The sequence below is a fragment of the Rhodococcus cerastii genome, assembly GCF_033042195.1.
In the GTDB taxonomy this organism is placed as follows: Bacteria; Actinomycetota; Actinomycetes; order Mycobacteriales; family Mycobacteriaceae; genus Rhodococcoides.
Window position 1 is genome coordinate 866600 of record NZ_JAWLKF010000001.1, and the last position, 15795, is coordinate 882394.

Sequence of the window (15795 nt, forward strand, 5' to 3'; positions counted from 1 at the left end):
CGGCCACCGTACCGTCACGAGATCTAGGGTGTGGACCATGAATCCGTCGCGAATCAGCCTCGATACCGCAGTCGAGGCAACCAGAACGGGCGACATCTGGATCTTCCGCGGACAGTCGAACGCCGATCGCGCAATCCAGGCACTGACCAACAGTCCGGTCAATCACGTCGGCATGTCCGTCGTGATCGACGACCTGCCTCCGCTGATGTGGCACGCCGAACTGGGGAAGTCGTTGCAGGACATGTGGAGCGGCAACTTCCAGCGCGGAGTGCAGCTGCACGATCTGCGAGCGGCCGTGACCCAGTGGGCCACGAAGTACGAACAGCGGTGCTGGCTGCGACAATTGGACGGATACGCGGGTCGTTCCGCAGGCTCCACCCCGTCCGTGACGAAAGAGCAGGAGGACGCCCTGCTTCGCACCATCGCCCGCTTGGACGGCACAGCCTTTCCGACCACCGCCTCGCTCGCCGGTCGTTGGTTCCGGGGCCGAGTCCCCACACTGCGTCGCAGCCAACGTGAGAGAGCAACCCTCGAAACCGCCTACTGCGCAGAGGTGGTAGCCATGACCTACGACGCGATGGGTCTGCTCACGGGCAACAAGAAAGCCAACTGGTTCGACCCAGGAAAGTTCTGGAGCGGCGATCGACTCCCACTCGCCGACGGTGTTCGTCTGGGCGAGGAAATCGAGGTGGACGTACCCGTCACACGCTGATCGACGCGTCCGCCGCGGCACGTCCGCCCAGCTCCACCCATCCGGCTTCGAAGGTAGTGTGCAATCGAGATCCGGCTCCCTGCAGGATGTTCAGGCTCCGGCCGAGTTCACCGGTCAGCCGGACGGCGGCAGCGCCGGTCGCTTCGTCCTCGGCGATACCCATCATCGGTGCGAACATGCGTGATCGCAGCGCGCCGTGCTCCTCGTCGGTCCAGGCCCAGACGTAGTGGTGCCCGCTGTCGTACGCACTCGGGTCCGCTGCCGTCACCTCGGCCGCGTCCTGGACCTGATGGAAGGTGAAGTGCGGAGTCCAGTCGGCCCGGGCCCGAACCCAGGTGTGCTCGCCCTCGTAGCGGATGTTCAGCGGCGCGGCAGGAACTGTGAGTACTTCGATCGGGTGTCCCTGCTCGCGCAGCCACCACGAGAGTCCGACCGTGGGATGCCCGGCGAAGGGCAATTCCACGGCGGGCGTGTAGATGGTGGCCGAGGCCGTACCGGAATCGGTGCGATCGACGAACACCGTCTCGCTGAAGCCGAGCTCGGTGGCGAACTGCTGTCGGTCCGCCTCGGCGACGTCATCCGCGGCGACGATGCCGAGGGGGTTACCGAACCTGCCGTCGGCATCGGTGAACACTCGGACGACGGACACGTCGGTAGCCATGCCCGGACGGTACCAAACGCCGAACGAGGGACCCGCGGTCGCGGATCCCTCGTTCGGTGATCAGGTCGGGTCGACGCTCAGACGGCGGCACCGTCGAGGACGCGTCCTGCTTCGATCGCTTGCGCGACACCCGCGACGATCGACGCGGCGCGGATGGCCTCGAAGATCTTTTCGCGGTCGACGCCCTCGGCGCGCAGCGTCTTCTCGTGTGCTTCCAGGCAGTGGTTGCACCCGTTGACGGCCGAGACCGCGAGCGACCACAGCTCGAAGTCGGCCTTCTCCACACCGGGGTTGCCGATGATGTTCATGCGCAGACCGGCGCGCAGATCGTCGTACTTGCCGTCCAGGTATCCCTTGGTTCGGTAGAAGACGTTGTTCATGCCCATGATCGACGCGGCACCGAGGGCGGCGTTGTACGCCTCGGCCGACAGTGAATCGGCTGCGTCCTCGGCGATCTCCTTCAACGTCGTCGCGGACTTCGACGCTGCGGCCACCGACAGCAGGGTGCCCCATAGCTGCTGCTCGCTGAGCACCGTGGAGCGGGCGATGGAACCGAGATTGAGCTTGAGGTCCTTGGCGTACTCGGGGACGGCGTTCTTGAGGTTGTCGATCGTCATGTCAGACGCTCGCCGTCAGCAGTTCGCCTGCGTCGATGGTGGGATCACCCTTCTTCCAGTTGCAGGCGCACAGCTCGTCGGACTGCAAGGCGTCGAGAACTCGCAGGACCTCGTCCACGTTGCGCCCCACCGAGCCTGCCGTGACCGACACGAACTGGATCTCGTTGTTGGGGTCGACGATGAAGGTGGCGCGGTCGGCCACACCGTCGGCATTGAGAACGCCGGTGGCAGCAGCCAATTCGCGCTTGAGGTCCGACAGCATGGGGAAGGGAAGCGTCTTGAGCTCGTCGTGCTGTGCGCGCCACTGGAAGTGAACGAACTCGTTGTCGACCGACGCGCCGAGGACCTGTGCGTCGCGGTCCTCGAACTCCTCGTTCAGCTTGCCGAACGCGGCGATCTCGGTGGGGCACACGAACGTGAAGTCCTTGGGCCAGAAGAAGACGATGCGCCACTTGCCCGCGTGGTCGTCACTGGTGACGGTGGTGAAGTAGTCGTCGGGCTGCTGGGCGTTCACCTTGGAGAGGTCTCCGCCGATGACGGCGGTGAGGTTGTATGAAGGGAACTGGTCGCCAATTGTCAACAGTGCCATGTGGTCTCCTCGTGTCGAATGATCGCGTCGGTTCCGTATGTGGGCGGTTCGGATCGGTGGCGTGAATGCAGCCGTACGAGCCCGGCCGACCGGTACGAGTGTGCCAAAAATGTGGTGAAAGGTAAACGTGATGAGTGGCACTACACTGATAGGCGTGACCGATCGAAGCTATCAGCCGACCCTGTCGCATCTGCGTGCCTTCGTCGCAATTGCCCGTCATCGCCATTTCGGCAGTGCAGCAACGCAACTGAACATCACTCAGCCGTCTCTGTCGCAAGCTCTCGCCACGCTGGAGCAGGGGCTGGGGGTGCAGTTGATCGAGCGCAGCACCCGCAGGGTCTTGCTGACGTCGGCCGGCGGTCAGTTACTCGGTCGGGCGACTGCGGCACTCGACGCCGTGGACGGATTGGTCGCTAACGCAGCAGGATTGGGCGGTCGGCTGACCGGTGGTATGCGGCTCGGGATCATTCCCACCGTGGCACCCTACGTGCTGCCCGCAGTGCTCCCGGCCGTGCGCGTCGAGTACCCCGACCTCGTACCGAGAATAGTGGAGGATCACACCGCTCGACTGCTCGACGGACTCCGGTCCGGTGCACTCGACGTCGCCGTTCTCGCGCTGCCCCTCGCCGATCCGGGTTTGATCGAAACAGCCATGTACACCGAGGATTTCGTGCTCGCGCTCCCTGCCGAGCACCCTCTCGCGGGGCGTCGGGATCTGACGGTCGCCGACCTCCGCGGTCTCCCTCTGCTCCTCCTCGACGAGGGGCACTGCCTGCGCGAGCAGACCCTGGATCTGTGTCGCTCGGTCGACACCGCACCCGATGCGAGCGATACCCGGGCGACGTCGCTGACCACGGTGGTGCAGTGCGTTGCAGGAGGGCTCGGCCTGACGCTGCTGCCGCGCAGCGCCGTCGAGGTCGAGGTCGCTCGTGCGGGCTTGTCCACCGCAGAGTTCGCCCACCCTGCTCCCGGCCGCACCATCGGTCTCGTTCACCGAGCTTCGAGTGCGCGCGCCGCCGAATACAGTGCGCTCGCAAGTCTTCTCGCCGCAGAGGTCCTCGCCGACAACGCACGTGGACTCAGCCGGGCGTGATCACGATCTCGTCGAACACGATCTCGCCCGCCGCATCGGACTCCGGCACATCGACGACGGCGTCGAGCGACCAGCCGTGGTCACCGTCGGGATCCTCCAACACCTGACGCACCGTGGTGGACTCCGCACCGACGTTCAGCGTGAACAGCGCTGGGCCGCGGGCCGATGGTCCGGTTCCGATCGAGCCGTACTCGGCGAAGAACGGTTCCAGTTCCGTCTCCCAGTCCGGGCCGTCGTCGAGGTCGTCGAGGGCGTTCCACTGTCGGCGCGCCGCCAGATCGACTCGGCGGAAGATCGCATTGCGCGCGAGAATTCGGAAGGCCCGCGGGTTGGCCGAGATCGGACGCGGCACATCGGATCCGTACGCCTCGACGAGCGCCTCCGGCTCGGCACCCGGGTCCGTCAGGTTCTCCCATTCGTCGAGCAAGCTCGAATCCACCTGCCGCACGAGTTCACCCAGCCACTCGGTGATGTCCTGTACCTCTTCGGTTCGAGACTCCGGCGGAACCGTCTGGCGCAGTGTGCGATAGGCGTCGGCGAGATAGCGGAGGACGAGTCCCTCGGACCGCATCAGACCGTAATGGCTGATCAATTCTGCGAACGTCATCGCGCGCTCGACCATGTCGCGTACCACGGACTTGGGGGACAGGCCGACCTCGGAGAGCCACGGATGCGTGCCGCGATAGATCTCGAATGCCGGAACGAGCAGCTCTGCAAGAGGTTTCGGCCACGTGACCTCCTCGAGCAGTTCCATTCGCTCGTCGTACTCGATTCCGTCGGCCTTCATCTGCGAGACCGCTTCGCCGCGCGCCGCGTGCTGCTGGGCCATCAGGATCTGACGCGGATCGTCGAGGGTCGATTCGATGATCGAGACGACGTCGAGGGCATGGGTCGGTGATTCGGCGTCGAGCAGATCGAACGACGCGACCGCGAACGTCGACAGCGGCTGATTGAGCGCGAAGTCCGGCTGCAGGTCCACGGTCAGTCGAGCGTGTCGACCGTCGGCATCCGGCTCGTCGAGTTGTTCGACGATGCCCGCATCGACCAGACCGCGGTAGAGCGAGAGTGCCCGCAGAATGTGCTTGCGCTGAGCGGGCCGGGTCTCGTGATTGTCCTCGAGCAGGTGACGCATGGCATGGAAGCAATTGCCCGGCCGGGCAATGACATTGAGCAGCATGGCGTTGCTCACCGAGAACCGTGAGGTGAGCGGCTCAGGACTTGCTGTGATGATCCGTTCGAACGTCGGCTCGCCCCACGAGACGAAACCGTCGGGTGCCTTCTTGCGCTGTACGCGTTTGAGCTTCTTCGGATCGTCGCCGGCCTTGGCCACCAGACGGGCGTTCTCGATGTCGTGCTCGGGGGCCTCGACCACGACGGTGCCGAGGGTGTCGTATCCGGCTCGCCCCGCGCGGCCCGCGATCTGATGGAACTCGCGGGCTCGGAGCTTGCGGGTGCGGACGCCGTCGTACTTGGTCAGTCCGGTGAACAACACGGTGCGAATGGGGACGTTGATGCCCACACCGAGGGTGTCCGTTCCGCAGATCACCTTGAGCAGCCCGTCCTGCGCCAACTTCTCGACCAACCGTCGATACTTGGGCAGCATGCCTGCGTGATGCACCCCGATGCCGTGCCGAACCAACCTCGACAGCGTCTTGCCGAACCCGGTGGTGAAGCGGAAGGCACCGATGGCCTCGGCTATCTCGGCCTTCTCCTGCTTGGACGCAACGTTCACGCTCGTCAATGCCTGAGCGCGTTCGAGTGCCGAAGCCTGGGTGAAGTGCACGACGTAGACCGGCGCGAGGTGCGTCTGCACCAACTCTTCGATGGTTTCGCTGATCGGGGTGGTGACGTAGGAGAACATCAAGGGAACCGGACGCTCGGTGCCCGAGACCACGGTGGTCGTGCGTCCGGTGCGTCGGGTCAGATCGTCCCGGAAGAACGAGACGTCGCCGAGAGTCGCCGACATCAACAAAAACTGAGCGTTCGGCAGCTCGATCAACGGAACCTGCCAGGCCCACCCCCGATCGGGCTCGGAGTAGTAGTGGAACTCGTCCATGATCACCTGCCCGATGTCGGAGTCGGCACCCTGGCGCAGAGCGAGGTTCGCGACGATCTCGGCGGTGGCGCAGATGATCGGAGCACCGGAATTGACCGACGCGTCGCCGGTCATCATGCCGACGTTCTGAGCGCCGAAGATCTCGCACAGGGCGAAGAACTTCTCGCTGACGAGTGCCTTGATCGGCGCAGTGTAGAAACTCCGAACGCCTGCGGCCATCGCGGCGTAGTGGGCTCCGATGGCCACCATCGACTTACCCGATCCGGTCGGCGTCGCCAGGATGACGTTGGAGCCGGAGACCAGCTCGATGAGAGCTTCCTCCTGCGCGGGATACAGGGTCAGACCGCGATCGGCAGTCCAGGTGGTGAACGTGTCGAACAGGACGTCCGGGTCGACGCCGTCGGACCGAGCGGCGGCGGCATCGGGAATCAGTTCGGTGAGAAGCACCTCTACAGGCTATGTGGGATCGACGGCCGAACCCGCATCGACACCGAGCGGCCGTCGCGACGCCTCAGGTCGCGCTGCGCTCGTCGGAACCCATCGCACCGAGAACGGCCATCCGAGTGCTGGCGCTTCCGGTGATCATGTCCTCACCGACACCGGTGATGAGCAGGTTGCGCCACCGCACCTCGTCGAAAGTCAGCGACGGGGTGGAATCGATGAAGTCCTCGACGACCTGCAAAAAGCGCATCGGATCGTCCCGGAACGGGAAGTGTCCGGAATTCTCGAACACCTCCAACGTGGAACCGGGCATGGCCGAGTGCGCGAGGCGCGCATGACTGACCGGAATCACCGAGTCCTGATCACCCCACACGAGCAGAACGGGAAGGTTCTCGGTGAGATAACAGCGGTCCAGCATCGTGACCACCTGGCCGCGCCAGTCCACGACGGCGCGCAGGGTCCGCAGATACGCCTCGTACGTCGTCGGGGCCGGGAGCTCGCTCAGCACGCGGATCAGATCCGGAGTGTCGTGCAGGAGCGATCCGGGTCGCAGGGGAGAGCTGTGCAGTTTGCTCAGCAGGCCGCCCGCCAGCTTCACCGCCGGGATCGCGCCGGGCAGGCGGAGCAGTTTGACGGCCTCGCTCAGAAACGGCATGGACGCCAGTCGAAGAATGGGATGTACGTCCTTGGTGACGCCGCCGGAGGACACCAGAGCCAACCTGTCGACCATGCCCGGGAACTGGTACGCGAACTGCATGGCGACGCCGCCGCCCAGTGAGTGCCCGACGACGGTGACGTGCTCGATGCCCAGCACCGAGAGCAAATCGCGCATGCCGTTGGCGTACGCGGCGACGGAGTAATCCGCACGCGGCTTGTCCGAGCGACCGTGACCGAGCAGATCCGGAGCGATGACGGTGTAGTTCTTCGCGAGGTGCGGGATGACTTCGTTCCACGTCTCGGAGTTGTCACCGATACCGTGGATCAACAGCAGCACCGGACCTTCGCCGGCCATGCGGAATGCCCGCCGGTATCCGTGAATGGTCCGGAAGATCAGCCGTGGTTCTTCGTCGGGAACCGGACGGAGCTTGCGACTGCGCGGATTGGTGCTCATCTGCGCCTCCTGAAATTCCCTGGTGCACCGCGCGATGCGGCACAGAACGGCGACGCCGTGCACGAGTGTGTGGACGTACGTACCGGAGTACGTGTTGCTACGACTCTCGCACGAGATGACGCTCGGGGCAGAACATCGAGCGTATTTGCGGTTACAGGTATGTTTCGATCGGCCCGGACTGTCCTATATGCCCGCCGAATCGATCATCTTCTGTGACCACTCACACTGTCACTGCTCGGTGTTGCCCTCACCCTCGTCGAGATTTGCCTGCTCGGCCAGGAAGCGCTCGAACTCGGCCCCGAGTTCGTCGCCGCTCGGCAGTGGCTCGTCACTGGCCAACAACGTCGACTGCTGCTCCTGCGCGGCGACATACGTGTCGTACTGACGCTCCAGCGCCTGCACCACCGATTGGACCTCTTCGTTCCCGGTGATGTGCTCGTTCACCTGTTCCCGAACTCGCGCCGCGGCCTCACCCAGGGCGGCAAGCGGCAGATCCAGGTCGGCGGCCTCACCGACGTTCTCGAGCAACGTCTCGGCCGCACCGGGGTAGTCCGTCTGTGCGAGGTAGTGCGGGACGTGCACAGAGAAGCCCATGGACTCGTGACCGTGCTGCGCCATCCGAAGCTCGAGCAGGGACGAGGCGCTGCCCGGCACCTGCAGATCACCTGCCCAGCTGTTGCCCTCCTTGACCAGCTCCTTGTCGCTGGCGTGAGCCGTCACACCGAGTGGCCGGGTGTGCGGAATGGCCATCGGGATCGAGCCGAGACCGATGGTGCGGCGCACACCGAGCTGTTCGGCGAGGAGCCTGACAGCGGTGGTGAACTTCTCCCATCGCAAATCCGGTTCCATACCGGCGAGCAGCAGGAACGGAGTCCCCGACTTGTCCTTGACGGCATAGAGGTTCAGCTCGGGAGCGTCGTAGTCCGAGAAATGATCGGACTTGAACGTCATCGTCGGCCGCCGGGACCGGTAGTCGATCAACTCGTCGACGTCGAACGACGCGACCAGCTCCGACTCCAGACTCTCGCGCAGGTGGGTGGTGGCCAACTTCACCGCGTGACCCGCGTCGGAGAAACCCTCCAGGCCGTGCACCAGGACGGGTCCGACGCCGTCGTTGGAGAAGATTTGCGGTGCCGGAAACTCCAGCTCGTACATCTTCGACTGTTCGGTCATGGCCTGGCCCCTTTCGGATCGACTCGTCGGTACCTCGACACGAGATTCGAGCCAGAATACGCCGACCCTCGGCTCGCGCCGTGTACGCGCCGACGTCGAACGTGGCGAATCACTACCGACAAGAACAACCGGTTGCCCGCCGTTCATTCCCGGACGGTCGCCCATCCTGCGCCGAGGGGCTCTCGGTGACTCGAGACGATCAGCGGTCGAAGTTGGCCAGCGCGCGAATCTTGTTGGTGACGTCGAGGGCGGCGACCTTGTACGCCTCGGACAGCGTCGGGTAATTGAACACGGCATCGACGAGATAGTCGACGGTGCCGCCGCACCCCATCACCGCCTGCCCGATGTGCACCAGATCCGTCGCACCCGAACCGAAGATGTGCACGCCCAGAATCGACCGATCCTCGGTGGAGACGAGCAACTTCAACATCCCGTACGAGTCGCCGGCGATCTGACCTCTGGCGAGTTCGCGGTACCGCGATACCCCGACCTCGTAGGGGATAGATCCCTTCGTCAGGTCGACCTCGGTGGCTCCGACGTACGAGACTTCGGGGATGGAGTAGATGCCGATGGGCTGAACGTCGGTCAACTTCGCATCGGACTCGCCGAACGCGTGATACGCGGCCAACCTGCCCTGATCCATCGACGTCGCAGCCAATGCCGGGAACCCGATGACATCGCCGACGGCATAGATGTGATCGACCTTGGTCTGGAAATGCTCGTCGACGAAGATCCGACCCCTGGCGTCCGCCTCGAGACCTGCGTTCTCGAGATCCAGCGCCGTGGTCAGGCCCTGCCGACCGGCCGAGTACATCACCGTTTCGGCCGGGATGCGCTTGCCGCTCGCCAGCGTGGTCACGGTCCCGTTCGGCCCGACGTCGACCGCGGTCACCGCCTCGCCGAATCGGAACGTCACCGCGAGATCGCGGAGGTGGAACTGCAACGACTCGATGATCTCTCGATCGCAGAAGTCGAGCATCGAATCCCGTTTCTCGACGACGGTGACCTTCGTTCCCAGGGCAGCGAACATCGACGCGTACTCGATTCCGATGACGCCGGCCCCGACGACGACCATCGACGCCGGAATGAACTCGAGATTGAGGATTCCGTCCGAGTCGAGCACTCGATAGTCGTCGAACGCGACGTCGGCCGGACGGGCAGGAGCGGTGCCGGTGGCGATCACCACGTTGGCGGCCGCGACAGTGATGCGCTCACCCCGCGTCTCGTCCTCCACGACGATGGTGTGCGCGTCGAGAAACTTGCCGACGCCGGTGATCAACTCGATGCGGTTCCGGAGCAGCTGCGAACGCACCACCTCGATCTCCTTGCCGATCACGTGCTGGGTTCGGGCCAACAGATCGGCAGGAGTGATATCGGCCTTCACTCGGTAACTCGCCCCGTACAGCTCCCGTTGATTCATGCCCGTGAGATACAGAACGGCCTCGCGCAGCGTCTTGGACGGAATGGTCCCGGTGTTGACGCAGACCCCGCCGAGCATGTGGCCCTTCTCCACGATCGCCACCCGCTTGCCGAGCTTCGCAGCCGCAATGGCCGCCTTCTGGCCACCGGGGCCGGAGCCGATGACCACCAGGTCGTACTGCATGGGTTCAGACATTCGTCATAGTTACCGCTCGCACGCAAAGACTGCGTGCCCACCCGGTCACAACCTTGTGAACTCCATGATTCGGTGCGTCGAACCCATGCAGATGTCGCCACGTGCTGATGCGTTGTGCGAGGCTGAACAGAGCACGAAACACCCGATTTTCAGTGGAGGAACACATGCCGCAGCAGGTCCGCGCCGTCGTCGCCAAGAGCAAGGGCGAGCCCGTCTCCATCGAGACGATCACCATCCCCGATCCCGGGCCCAACGAGGTCGTCGTGAAGATCCAGGCCTGCGGGGTGTGTCACACCGACCTGCACTACCGCGAAGGCGGCATCAACGACGAATTCCCGTTTCTGCTCGGACACGAGGCGGCCGGAATCGTCGAGACCATCGGCGACCGCGTCGAGCACGTCGAGGTCGGAGACTTCGTCGTACTGAACTGGCGCGCCGTGTGCGGCGAATGTCGAGCCTGCAAGCGCGGCACTCCGTGGTACTGCTTCGACACCCACAACGCAGCACAGAAGATGACCCTCGAGGACGGTACCGAGTTGACCCCGGCGCTGGGCATCGGCGCATTCGCCGAGAAGACCCTGGTCCACGAGGGCCAGTGCACCAAAGTCGCCGCAGACGCCGATCCCGCCGTGGTCGGACTGCTCGGCTGTGGCGTGATGGCCGGTCTGGGAGCGGCGATGAACACCGGCAACGTCTCGCGCGGAGATTCGGTGGCCGTGATCGGCTGCGGCGGTGTGGGCGATGCCGCGATCGCCGGAGCACGCCTGGCCGGCGCGTCGACGATCATCGCGGTCGATCGTGACCCGGGCAAGCTCGAATGGGCACTCGGCCTCGGAGCCACCCATACCGTCGACTCGTCGGTGGTCGACGCCGTCGAAGCAGTCCAGGAGCTCACCGGAGGCTTCGGTGCCGACGTGGTCATCGACGCCGTCGGTCGCCCGGAGACCTGGAAGCAGGCGTTCTACGCCCGCGACCTCGCCGGAACCGTGGTGCTCGTCGGCGTGCCGACACCCGAGATGACCCTCGAGATGCCGCTGATCGACTTCTTCTCCCGCGGCGGATCGCTCAAGTCATCCTGGTACGGAGACTGCCTGCCCGAGCGCGACTTCCCGCAGTTGGTCGATCTGTATCAGCAGGGCCGTCTGCCGCTCGAGAAGTTCGTCACCGAACGCATCACCATCGACGACGTCGAAGCCGCCTTCGAGAAGATGCATCAGGGCACCGTCCTGCGTTCGGTGGTGGTCCTGTGAGCGGGAAGTTCCGCGTCCAGAACGTCGTCACCTCGGGAACGTTCAGTCTCGACGGTGGCACCTGGGACGTCGACAACAACATCTGGCTGATCGGCGACGACGACGAGGTGGTGATCGTCGACGCAGCGCACACCGCGGCCCCGATCGTCGACGCGGTTGCCGGCAGGACGGTCAAGGCCGTCATCTGCACCCACGGCCACAACGACCACGTGACCGTGGCACCGGAACTGGCCGAGACCTTGGACGCGCCGATTCTGCTGCACCCCGCCGACGACATGCTGTGGGAACAGACGCACCCGGGCGTCGGGCATTCGACCCTCGAGGACGGTCAGCGCATCACCGTGGCCGGAACCGACATCCTGGCGCTGCACACACCCGGGCACTCACCCGGGTCGACGTGCCTGTACCTGCCGGAAGCGGGGGAGTTGTTCAGCGGCGACACCCTCTTCTCCGGCGGCCCGGGTGCCACCGGACGGTCGTACTCGGATTTCCCGACCATCATCGGGTCCATCCGCGATCGGCTCTTCGCCCTGCCTGTCGACACCCGAGTCAACACCGGCCACGGTGACGGCACACGCATCGGCGACGAAGCACCGCACCTCGAGGAGTGGATCGCCCGCGGCAGCTGAATTCGCGACACTGCGGTAGGTCGCCTGCCGCGTTCGAGGTGGTCGGAATGAGACAGTGGTGGGACGCCGGAGCGTGTGCTTCGGCGTCCCATCGATCCGAAGAGGACGTCTTGTGAGCCCCGCCGCACGCAGAACCCGCCTGTCCATCGCCGTGACCTCGGCGGCGAGCGCAGCTCTCGTGCTGGTCGGCTGCAGCTCGACCGTCACCGGCTCTCCCGAGCCCAGTGCGGGTGCCACCACCTCGTCGCCGCAGTCCGGCGTGGATCTGAACACGCTGCTGATCGATCCGTCCAGCTTCCCGGCACCGTACGACGCCCTGGTGCTGCCCCAGCAGGCGATCTCGCAAGCCGCACCCGATCTCAGCGGAATTCCTGCCGGTGCCGAGGTCAGCCCGGCGGGATGCAAGCCCGCCGACCAGGATTTCGGCCCGACGGGCACGGCCATGATCGTCGGCACCGACAACGACAGCCGGTCCACCATCTCGATCGAGTTGACCGCGGTGGACGAACCGCTCTCGGCGCGCAAGGAGCAGCTCGAACAGTGCGGCGAGGTGACCGCAACCAAGTCCGGCGCGACCTCGACGGTGACCTCCACTCTGACGCCTGCACCGCCCATCGATGCGGACGACACATTGGCCGTCCGGCAGACCGTCGCATCGGGAGCAGGCGGCGACGCCGTCACCCAGTCGATGCTGACTCTGATGGCCCAGGTCGACGGAGTGCGAGTGTCGGCCACGTTCATGTCGTTCGGCTCGGGCACGCCCGATGCGATGACCCTCGACGAGCTGTTCACCGCGGCAGTCCAGAAGGTCGGCCAGAGCTGACGCAGCACTAGCAGACGACACCGACACGAATCGGTCGGACACAGCGCCGGCGTCGCGATTCATCCACAGCGCGGCAGTTCTCCACAGGGCAGTGCGAAAGCCCAGGTCGAGACTTTTTCGATCGTCGGGACCCCGGCCAGGATTCTCCGATATGTACACACCGACGAACTCTCACGGCAACTTCGACTCCCGCCATCGCGTACGGCTCGGTCACCCGAGCGACCTGATCACAGCGGTACCGGCCATGCTCGGGTTCCACCCGCACCGGTCGATGGTGCTCATCGCGGTCAAGGACGGCGGTGCGAGCGTAGGACCCACGATGCGTCACGACCTCGTCCTGGCCGGCGATCACATCGATCGGCGCGCGGGCAGTCACACCCGCGCGACCCCGGAGATGCTCGACGTCATCGCCTACCTGGCCGGCTACTGCGCGATGGAGAACATTCCCGCGGTCATGGCGGTGTTCGTCGACGACAGGCTCGATCGAACCGTCCGGACACCGCATCTTCTCGACGTGGAAGCGTTGGTGACCGAACTCGACGCCACACTCGCATCGTTCGGAGTGCAGCTCGGTGAGGCCCTTGCGGCGTCGGAGATCGCGGAATCCGCCGACTGGTGGACGTTGCGCGGACCACAGCGGCACGGCCTGATGTCCGATCCGTCGGCGTCGCCGATGACCGTGGCCCGCGTGCTCGACGGCTACTCCGTCCGCCGATCCAGGTCCGAGCTGGCCGAGACCATCGCGCCGGGCCCCGACGCGACCGTGCGGGCCGTTGCCGCCGAGATCGCGCGACAACGACGGGACGGGGTTCGATCTCGTAACGACGAGCTGACGTCGGTGCTGCCGTACGTCGCGCGAGCGCCGTACGACACCGAATTGGATCCGACCGACATCGCTCGGATCGCACTCGCGATCGGTCATGTCCAGGTGCGTGACGCACTGCTGGCCCTGACTCTCGGTGACGACGCGGGATTCGTCGAAGAGTTCTGGGCGAGGATGTCCCGCGTCCTGCCGAAGGCCGAACGAGCCATTGCCGCAACACTTCTGGCCTTCAGCGCGTACGTCCGCGGAGACGGACCGATGGCCCGCATCGCGATCGATGCGGCACTGGAAGCCGACGAGAACTACTCGCTGGCGCGACTGTTGGACCGGTCGCTCAGCGCCGGCGCAGGTCCCGAGCTCGTTCGGGAAGTGGCCGAGAGCGGCTTCGCGTGTGCTCGCGCCTGCGGAGTTCGGCTCCCCGGCGACCCCTTCGGGCGACGGTGACAGCAGTCGAGCACATCGATGATCGGCAGACGAGTGGGTCAGCGCGCCGCGTGCGACCGATCGCCGAGCTGTTGCAGGAATGTCCACGCATCGGCCACGATCCGATCGAGATCGGTCAGCTCCGGCGTCCACTTCAGCTCCTCGACTGCGCGCGAGCTCGAGGCGATCAAGACGGCAGGGTCACCGGCACGACGGGGAGCATGTTCGACGGCGATGGGCAGACCGGTGACGCGCTCGCAGGACGAGATGACCTCGTGCACGGAGAATCCGGTGCCGCTGCCGAGGTTGTAGATGGTGTGCTCGCCCGGTTGTGCGGCATCGACAGCGAGTATGTGCGCCTCGGCGAGATCGGCAACGTGGATGTAGTCGCGAACAGCCGTACCGTCCGGAGTGGGCCAGTCGGTGCCGAACACCGAGATCTTCTCGCGCTGCCCGAGTGCGACCTGGAGCACGAGCGGAATCAGGTGGGTCTCGACGACGCGATTCTCTCCGAAACCGTTGTAGGCACCGGCGACGTTGAAGTACCGAAGGCTTGTGGCGGCGAGGCCGTAGGCCGCGGCGTACGACGTGATCGCGTGATCTATCGCGAGTTTGGTGGCACCGTAAGGATTGGTGGGGCGGGTGGGTGCGTCCTCGGTGATGGGGGTCTTCTCGGGCTCGCCGTACGTGGCGGCGGTCGAGGAGAACACCAGCTTCGCGGTACCGGATGCTCGAATGGCATCGAGCAACGCCAGCGAGGTGACGACGTTTCCGCTCCAGTACTTGTCGGGCGAGACCACCGACTCGCCGACAAGAGATTGCGCGGCGAAGTGCAGGACTGCGTCGAACCCACCGCCGATCAGTACGTCCGCGGCGACGTCCTTGATGTCGCCTTCGACGAATGTGGCACCACCGGGCACGGCGTCCCGGTTACCGGTGGACAGGTTGTCCACAACCACGACCTCGTGACCGCGCTCGACGAGCACAGCCGCGCAGACGCTGCCGACGTAGCCAGCACCACCGGTAACCAGAAGCTTCACTGTTCGTTCTCCCTCACACGCGTCCGACGCCGTCGTCGGTGTGAGGTCAGACCTTCTTCACCTGGACGGCGTGCGCCATTTCCTCGGATATGTCGACACCACTGTGTCCTGGCACCGTGATCGTGACCGACCCGGGCTTGGCTTCGACTGTAACCCGAGCATCGGGGACCACGCCTGCTTCGCGAAGCTGAGCGATGACCTCCGGGTCGGACTGAACGTGCTCGGCGAGGCGTCGCACGACGACAGCGGTCGGCTGGCCGACGGGCACATCCGTGAGGCGGATGAGAGCTTCCGGTGCCAGAGTCGACTGGCCGAGACCGAGTTCCTCCAGACCGGGGATCGGGTTGCCGTACGGCGACGTGGTCGGGTTGTTCAGGACGGTGACCAGACGTCGCTCGACCTCCTCGCTCATCACGTGTTCCCAACGGCACGCCTCGGCGTGCACGTCTTCCCAACGCAGACCGATGATGTCCACGAGCAGACGCTCGGCCAAACGGTGTTTGCGCATGACTGCGACCGCCAGGCTTCGGCCCTTCTCGGTCAGCTCGAGGTGTCGATCGCCTGCGACGGACAACAGCCCGTCTCGCTCCATCCGAGCAACGGTTTGGCTGACGGTGGGACCACTCTGTTCGAGCCGTTCGGCGATTCTCGCGCGGAGCGGAATCACGCCCTCTTCTTCCAAATCGTAGATCGTCCGGAGGTACATCTCCGTGGTGTCGACCAGATCCTTCACACTCAA

General features: G+C 65.1%; 15 protein-coding genes. 6 read left to right on the forward strand and 9 right to left on the reverse strand.

Annotated elements, in window-relative coordinates; all coding sequences use genetic code 11:
• Nucleotides 1-37: 37 nt before the first annotated feature.
• Entirely contained in the window at nt 38-712 is a 675-nt protein-coding gene (locus tag R3P93_RS03910) for a hypothetical protein (protein ID WP_317532431.1), read from the forward strand.
• Here the strand turns inward: R3P93_RS03910 and R3P93_RS03915 are convergent.
• The 3 genes from R3P93_RS03915 to R3P93_RS03925 all read right to left on the reverse strand — a co-directional run bounded on the left by R3P93_RS03915 (nt 702) and on the right by R3P93_RS03925 (nt 2579).
• Complete coding sequence (locus tag R3P93_RS03915) at nt 702-1373, reverse strand: PhzF family phenazine biosynthesis protein (RefSeq protein ID WP_317532432.1); 672 nt, start codon at nt 1371-1373, stop codon at nt 702-704. The two genes, R3P93_RS03910 and R3P93_RS03915, sit on opposite strands and share 11 nt — an antisense overlap.
• A 77-nt stretch (nt 1374-1450) precedes the next feature.
• Nucleotides 1451-1990, reverse strand: coding sequence for a carboxymuconolactone decarboxylase family protein (locus R3P93_RS03920; RefSeq protein WP_068050667.1), 540 nt, complete (start codon nt 1988-1990; stop codon nt 1451-1453).
• Between the two features lies 1 nt (nt 1991).
• Nucleotides 1992-2579 carry a peroxiredoxin gene (locus R3P93_RS03925; protein ID WP_032397906.1) on the reverse strand — a complete coding sequence of 196 codons (588 nt, stop codon included), beginning with the start codon at nt 2577-2579 and terminating at the stop codon, nt 1992-1994.
• A 154-nt stretch (nt 2580-2733) separates the two neighbouring features.
• Between R3P93_RS03925 and R3P93_RS03930 the strand changes: the two genes are divergently transcribed.
• Nucleotides 2734-3672, forward strand: coding sequence for a hydrogen peroxide-inducible genes activator (locus R3P93_RS03930; protein ID WP_317532433.1), 939 nt, complete (start codon nt 2734-2736; stop codon nt 3670-3672).
• Here R3P93_RS03930 and R3P93_RS03935 read toward each other — a convergent pair.
• The 4 genes from R3P93_RS03935 to sthA form a co-directional block, all read right to left on the reverse strand.
• A complete protein-coding gene (locus tag R3P93_RS03935; RefSeq protein ID WP_317532434.1) occupies nt 3659-6175 on the reverse strand; it encodes a DEAD/DEAH box helicase in 2517 nt (838 codons plus the stop codon). The two genes, R3P93_RS03930 and R3P93_RS03935, sit on opposite strands and share 14 nt — an antisense overlap.
• 64 nt (nt 6176-6239) lie before the next feature.
• Nucleotides 6240-7280, reverse strand: a complete 1041-nt coding sequence (locus R3P93_RS03940) for an alpha/beta fold hydrolase (protein WP_037190102.1) — start codon at nt 7278-7280, stop codon at nt 6240-6242.
• Nucleotides 7281-7508: 228 nt separating this feature from the next.
• The gene (locus R3P93_RS03945) at nt 7509-8453 is read right to left on the reverse strand and encodes a proteasome assembly chaperone family protein (RefSeq protein WP_149405904.1); all 945 of its coding nucleotides are present in this window, start codon (nt 8451-8453) and stop codon (nt 7509-7511) included.
• Between the two features lie 199 nt (nt 8454-8652).
• A complete protein-coding gene (sthA, locus tag R3P93_RS03950; RefSeq protein ID WP_149405903.1) occupies nt 8653-10068 on the reverse strand; it encodes a Si-specific NAD(P)(+) transhydrogenase in 1416 nt (471 codons plus the stop codon).
• Nucleotides 10069-10232: 164 nt separating this feature from the next.
• Between sthA and R3P93_RS03955 the strand changes: the two genes are divergently transcribed.
• The 4 genes from R3P93_RS03955 (at nt 10233) to R3P93_RS03970 (ending at nt 14037) form a co-directional block, all read left to right on the forward strand.
• Entirely contained in the window at nt 10233-11318 is a 1086-nt protein-coding gene (locus R3P93_RS03955; RefSeq protein WP_068050661.1) for an S-(hydroxymethyl)mycothiol dehydrogenase, read from the forward strand.
• The gene (locus R3P93_RS03960) at nt 11315-11947 is read left to right on the forward strand and encodes an MBL fold metallo-hydrolase (RefSeq protein WP_317532435.1); all 633 of its coding nucleotides are present in this window, start codon (nt 11315-11317) and stop codon (nt 11945-11947) included. Before R3P93_RS03955 ends, R3P93_RS03960 begins: the two co-directional genes overlap by 4 nt.
• A 112-nt stretch (nt 11948-12059) precedes the next feature.
• A complete protein-coding gene (locus R3P93_RS03965) occupies nt 12060-12770 on the forward strand; it encodes a DUF5642 family protein (RefSeq protein WP_317532436.1) in 711 nt (236 codons plus the stop codon).
• A gap of 151 nt (nt 12771-12921) precedes the next feature.
• On the forward strand, nt 12922-14037 hold the full coding sequence (locus R3P93_RS03970; RefSeq protein WP_317532437.1) for a DUF4192 domain-containing protein: 1116 nt from the start codon (nt 12922-12924) through the stop codon (nt 14035-14037).
• A 38-nt stretch (nt 14038-14075) separates the two neighbouring features.
• On the opposite strand, the gene galE is transcribed toward R3P93_RS03970, so the two are convergent.
• Together galE and R3P93_RS03980 are read right to left on the reverse strand one after the other, a co-directional pair.
• A complete protein-coding gene (gene galE, locus R3P93_RS03975) occupies nt 14076-15056 on the reverse strand; it encodes a UDP-glucose 4-epimerase GalE (protein ID WP_094642029.1) in 981 nt (326 codons plus the stop codon).
• A 46-nt stretch (nt 15057-15102) separates the two neighbouring features.
• Nucleotides 15103-15789, reverse strand: coding sequence for a metal-dependent transcriptional regulator (locus R3P93_RS03980; protein WP_068050657.1), 687 nt, complete (start codon nt 15787-15789; stop codon nt 15103-15105).
• Nucleotides 15790-15795 lie beyond the last annotated feature (6 nt).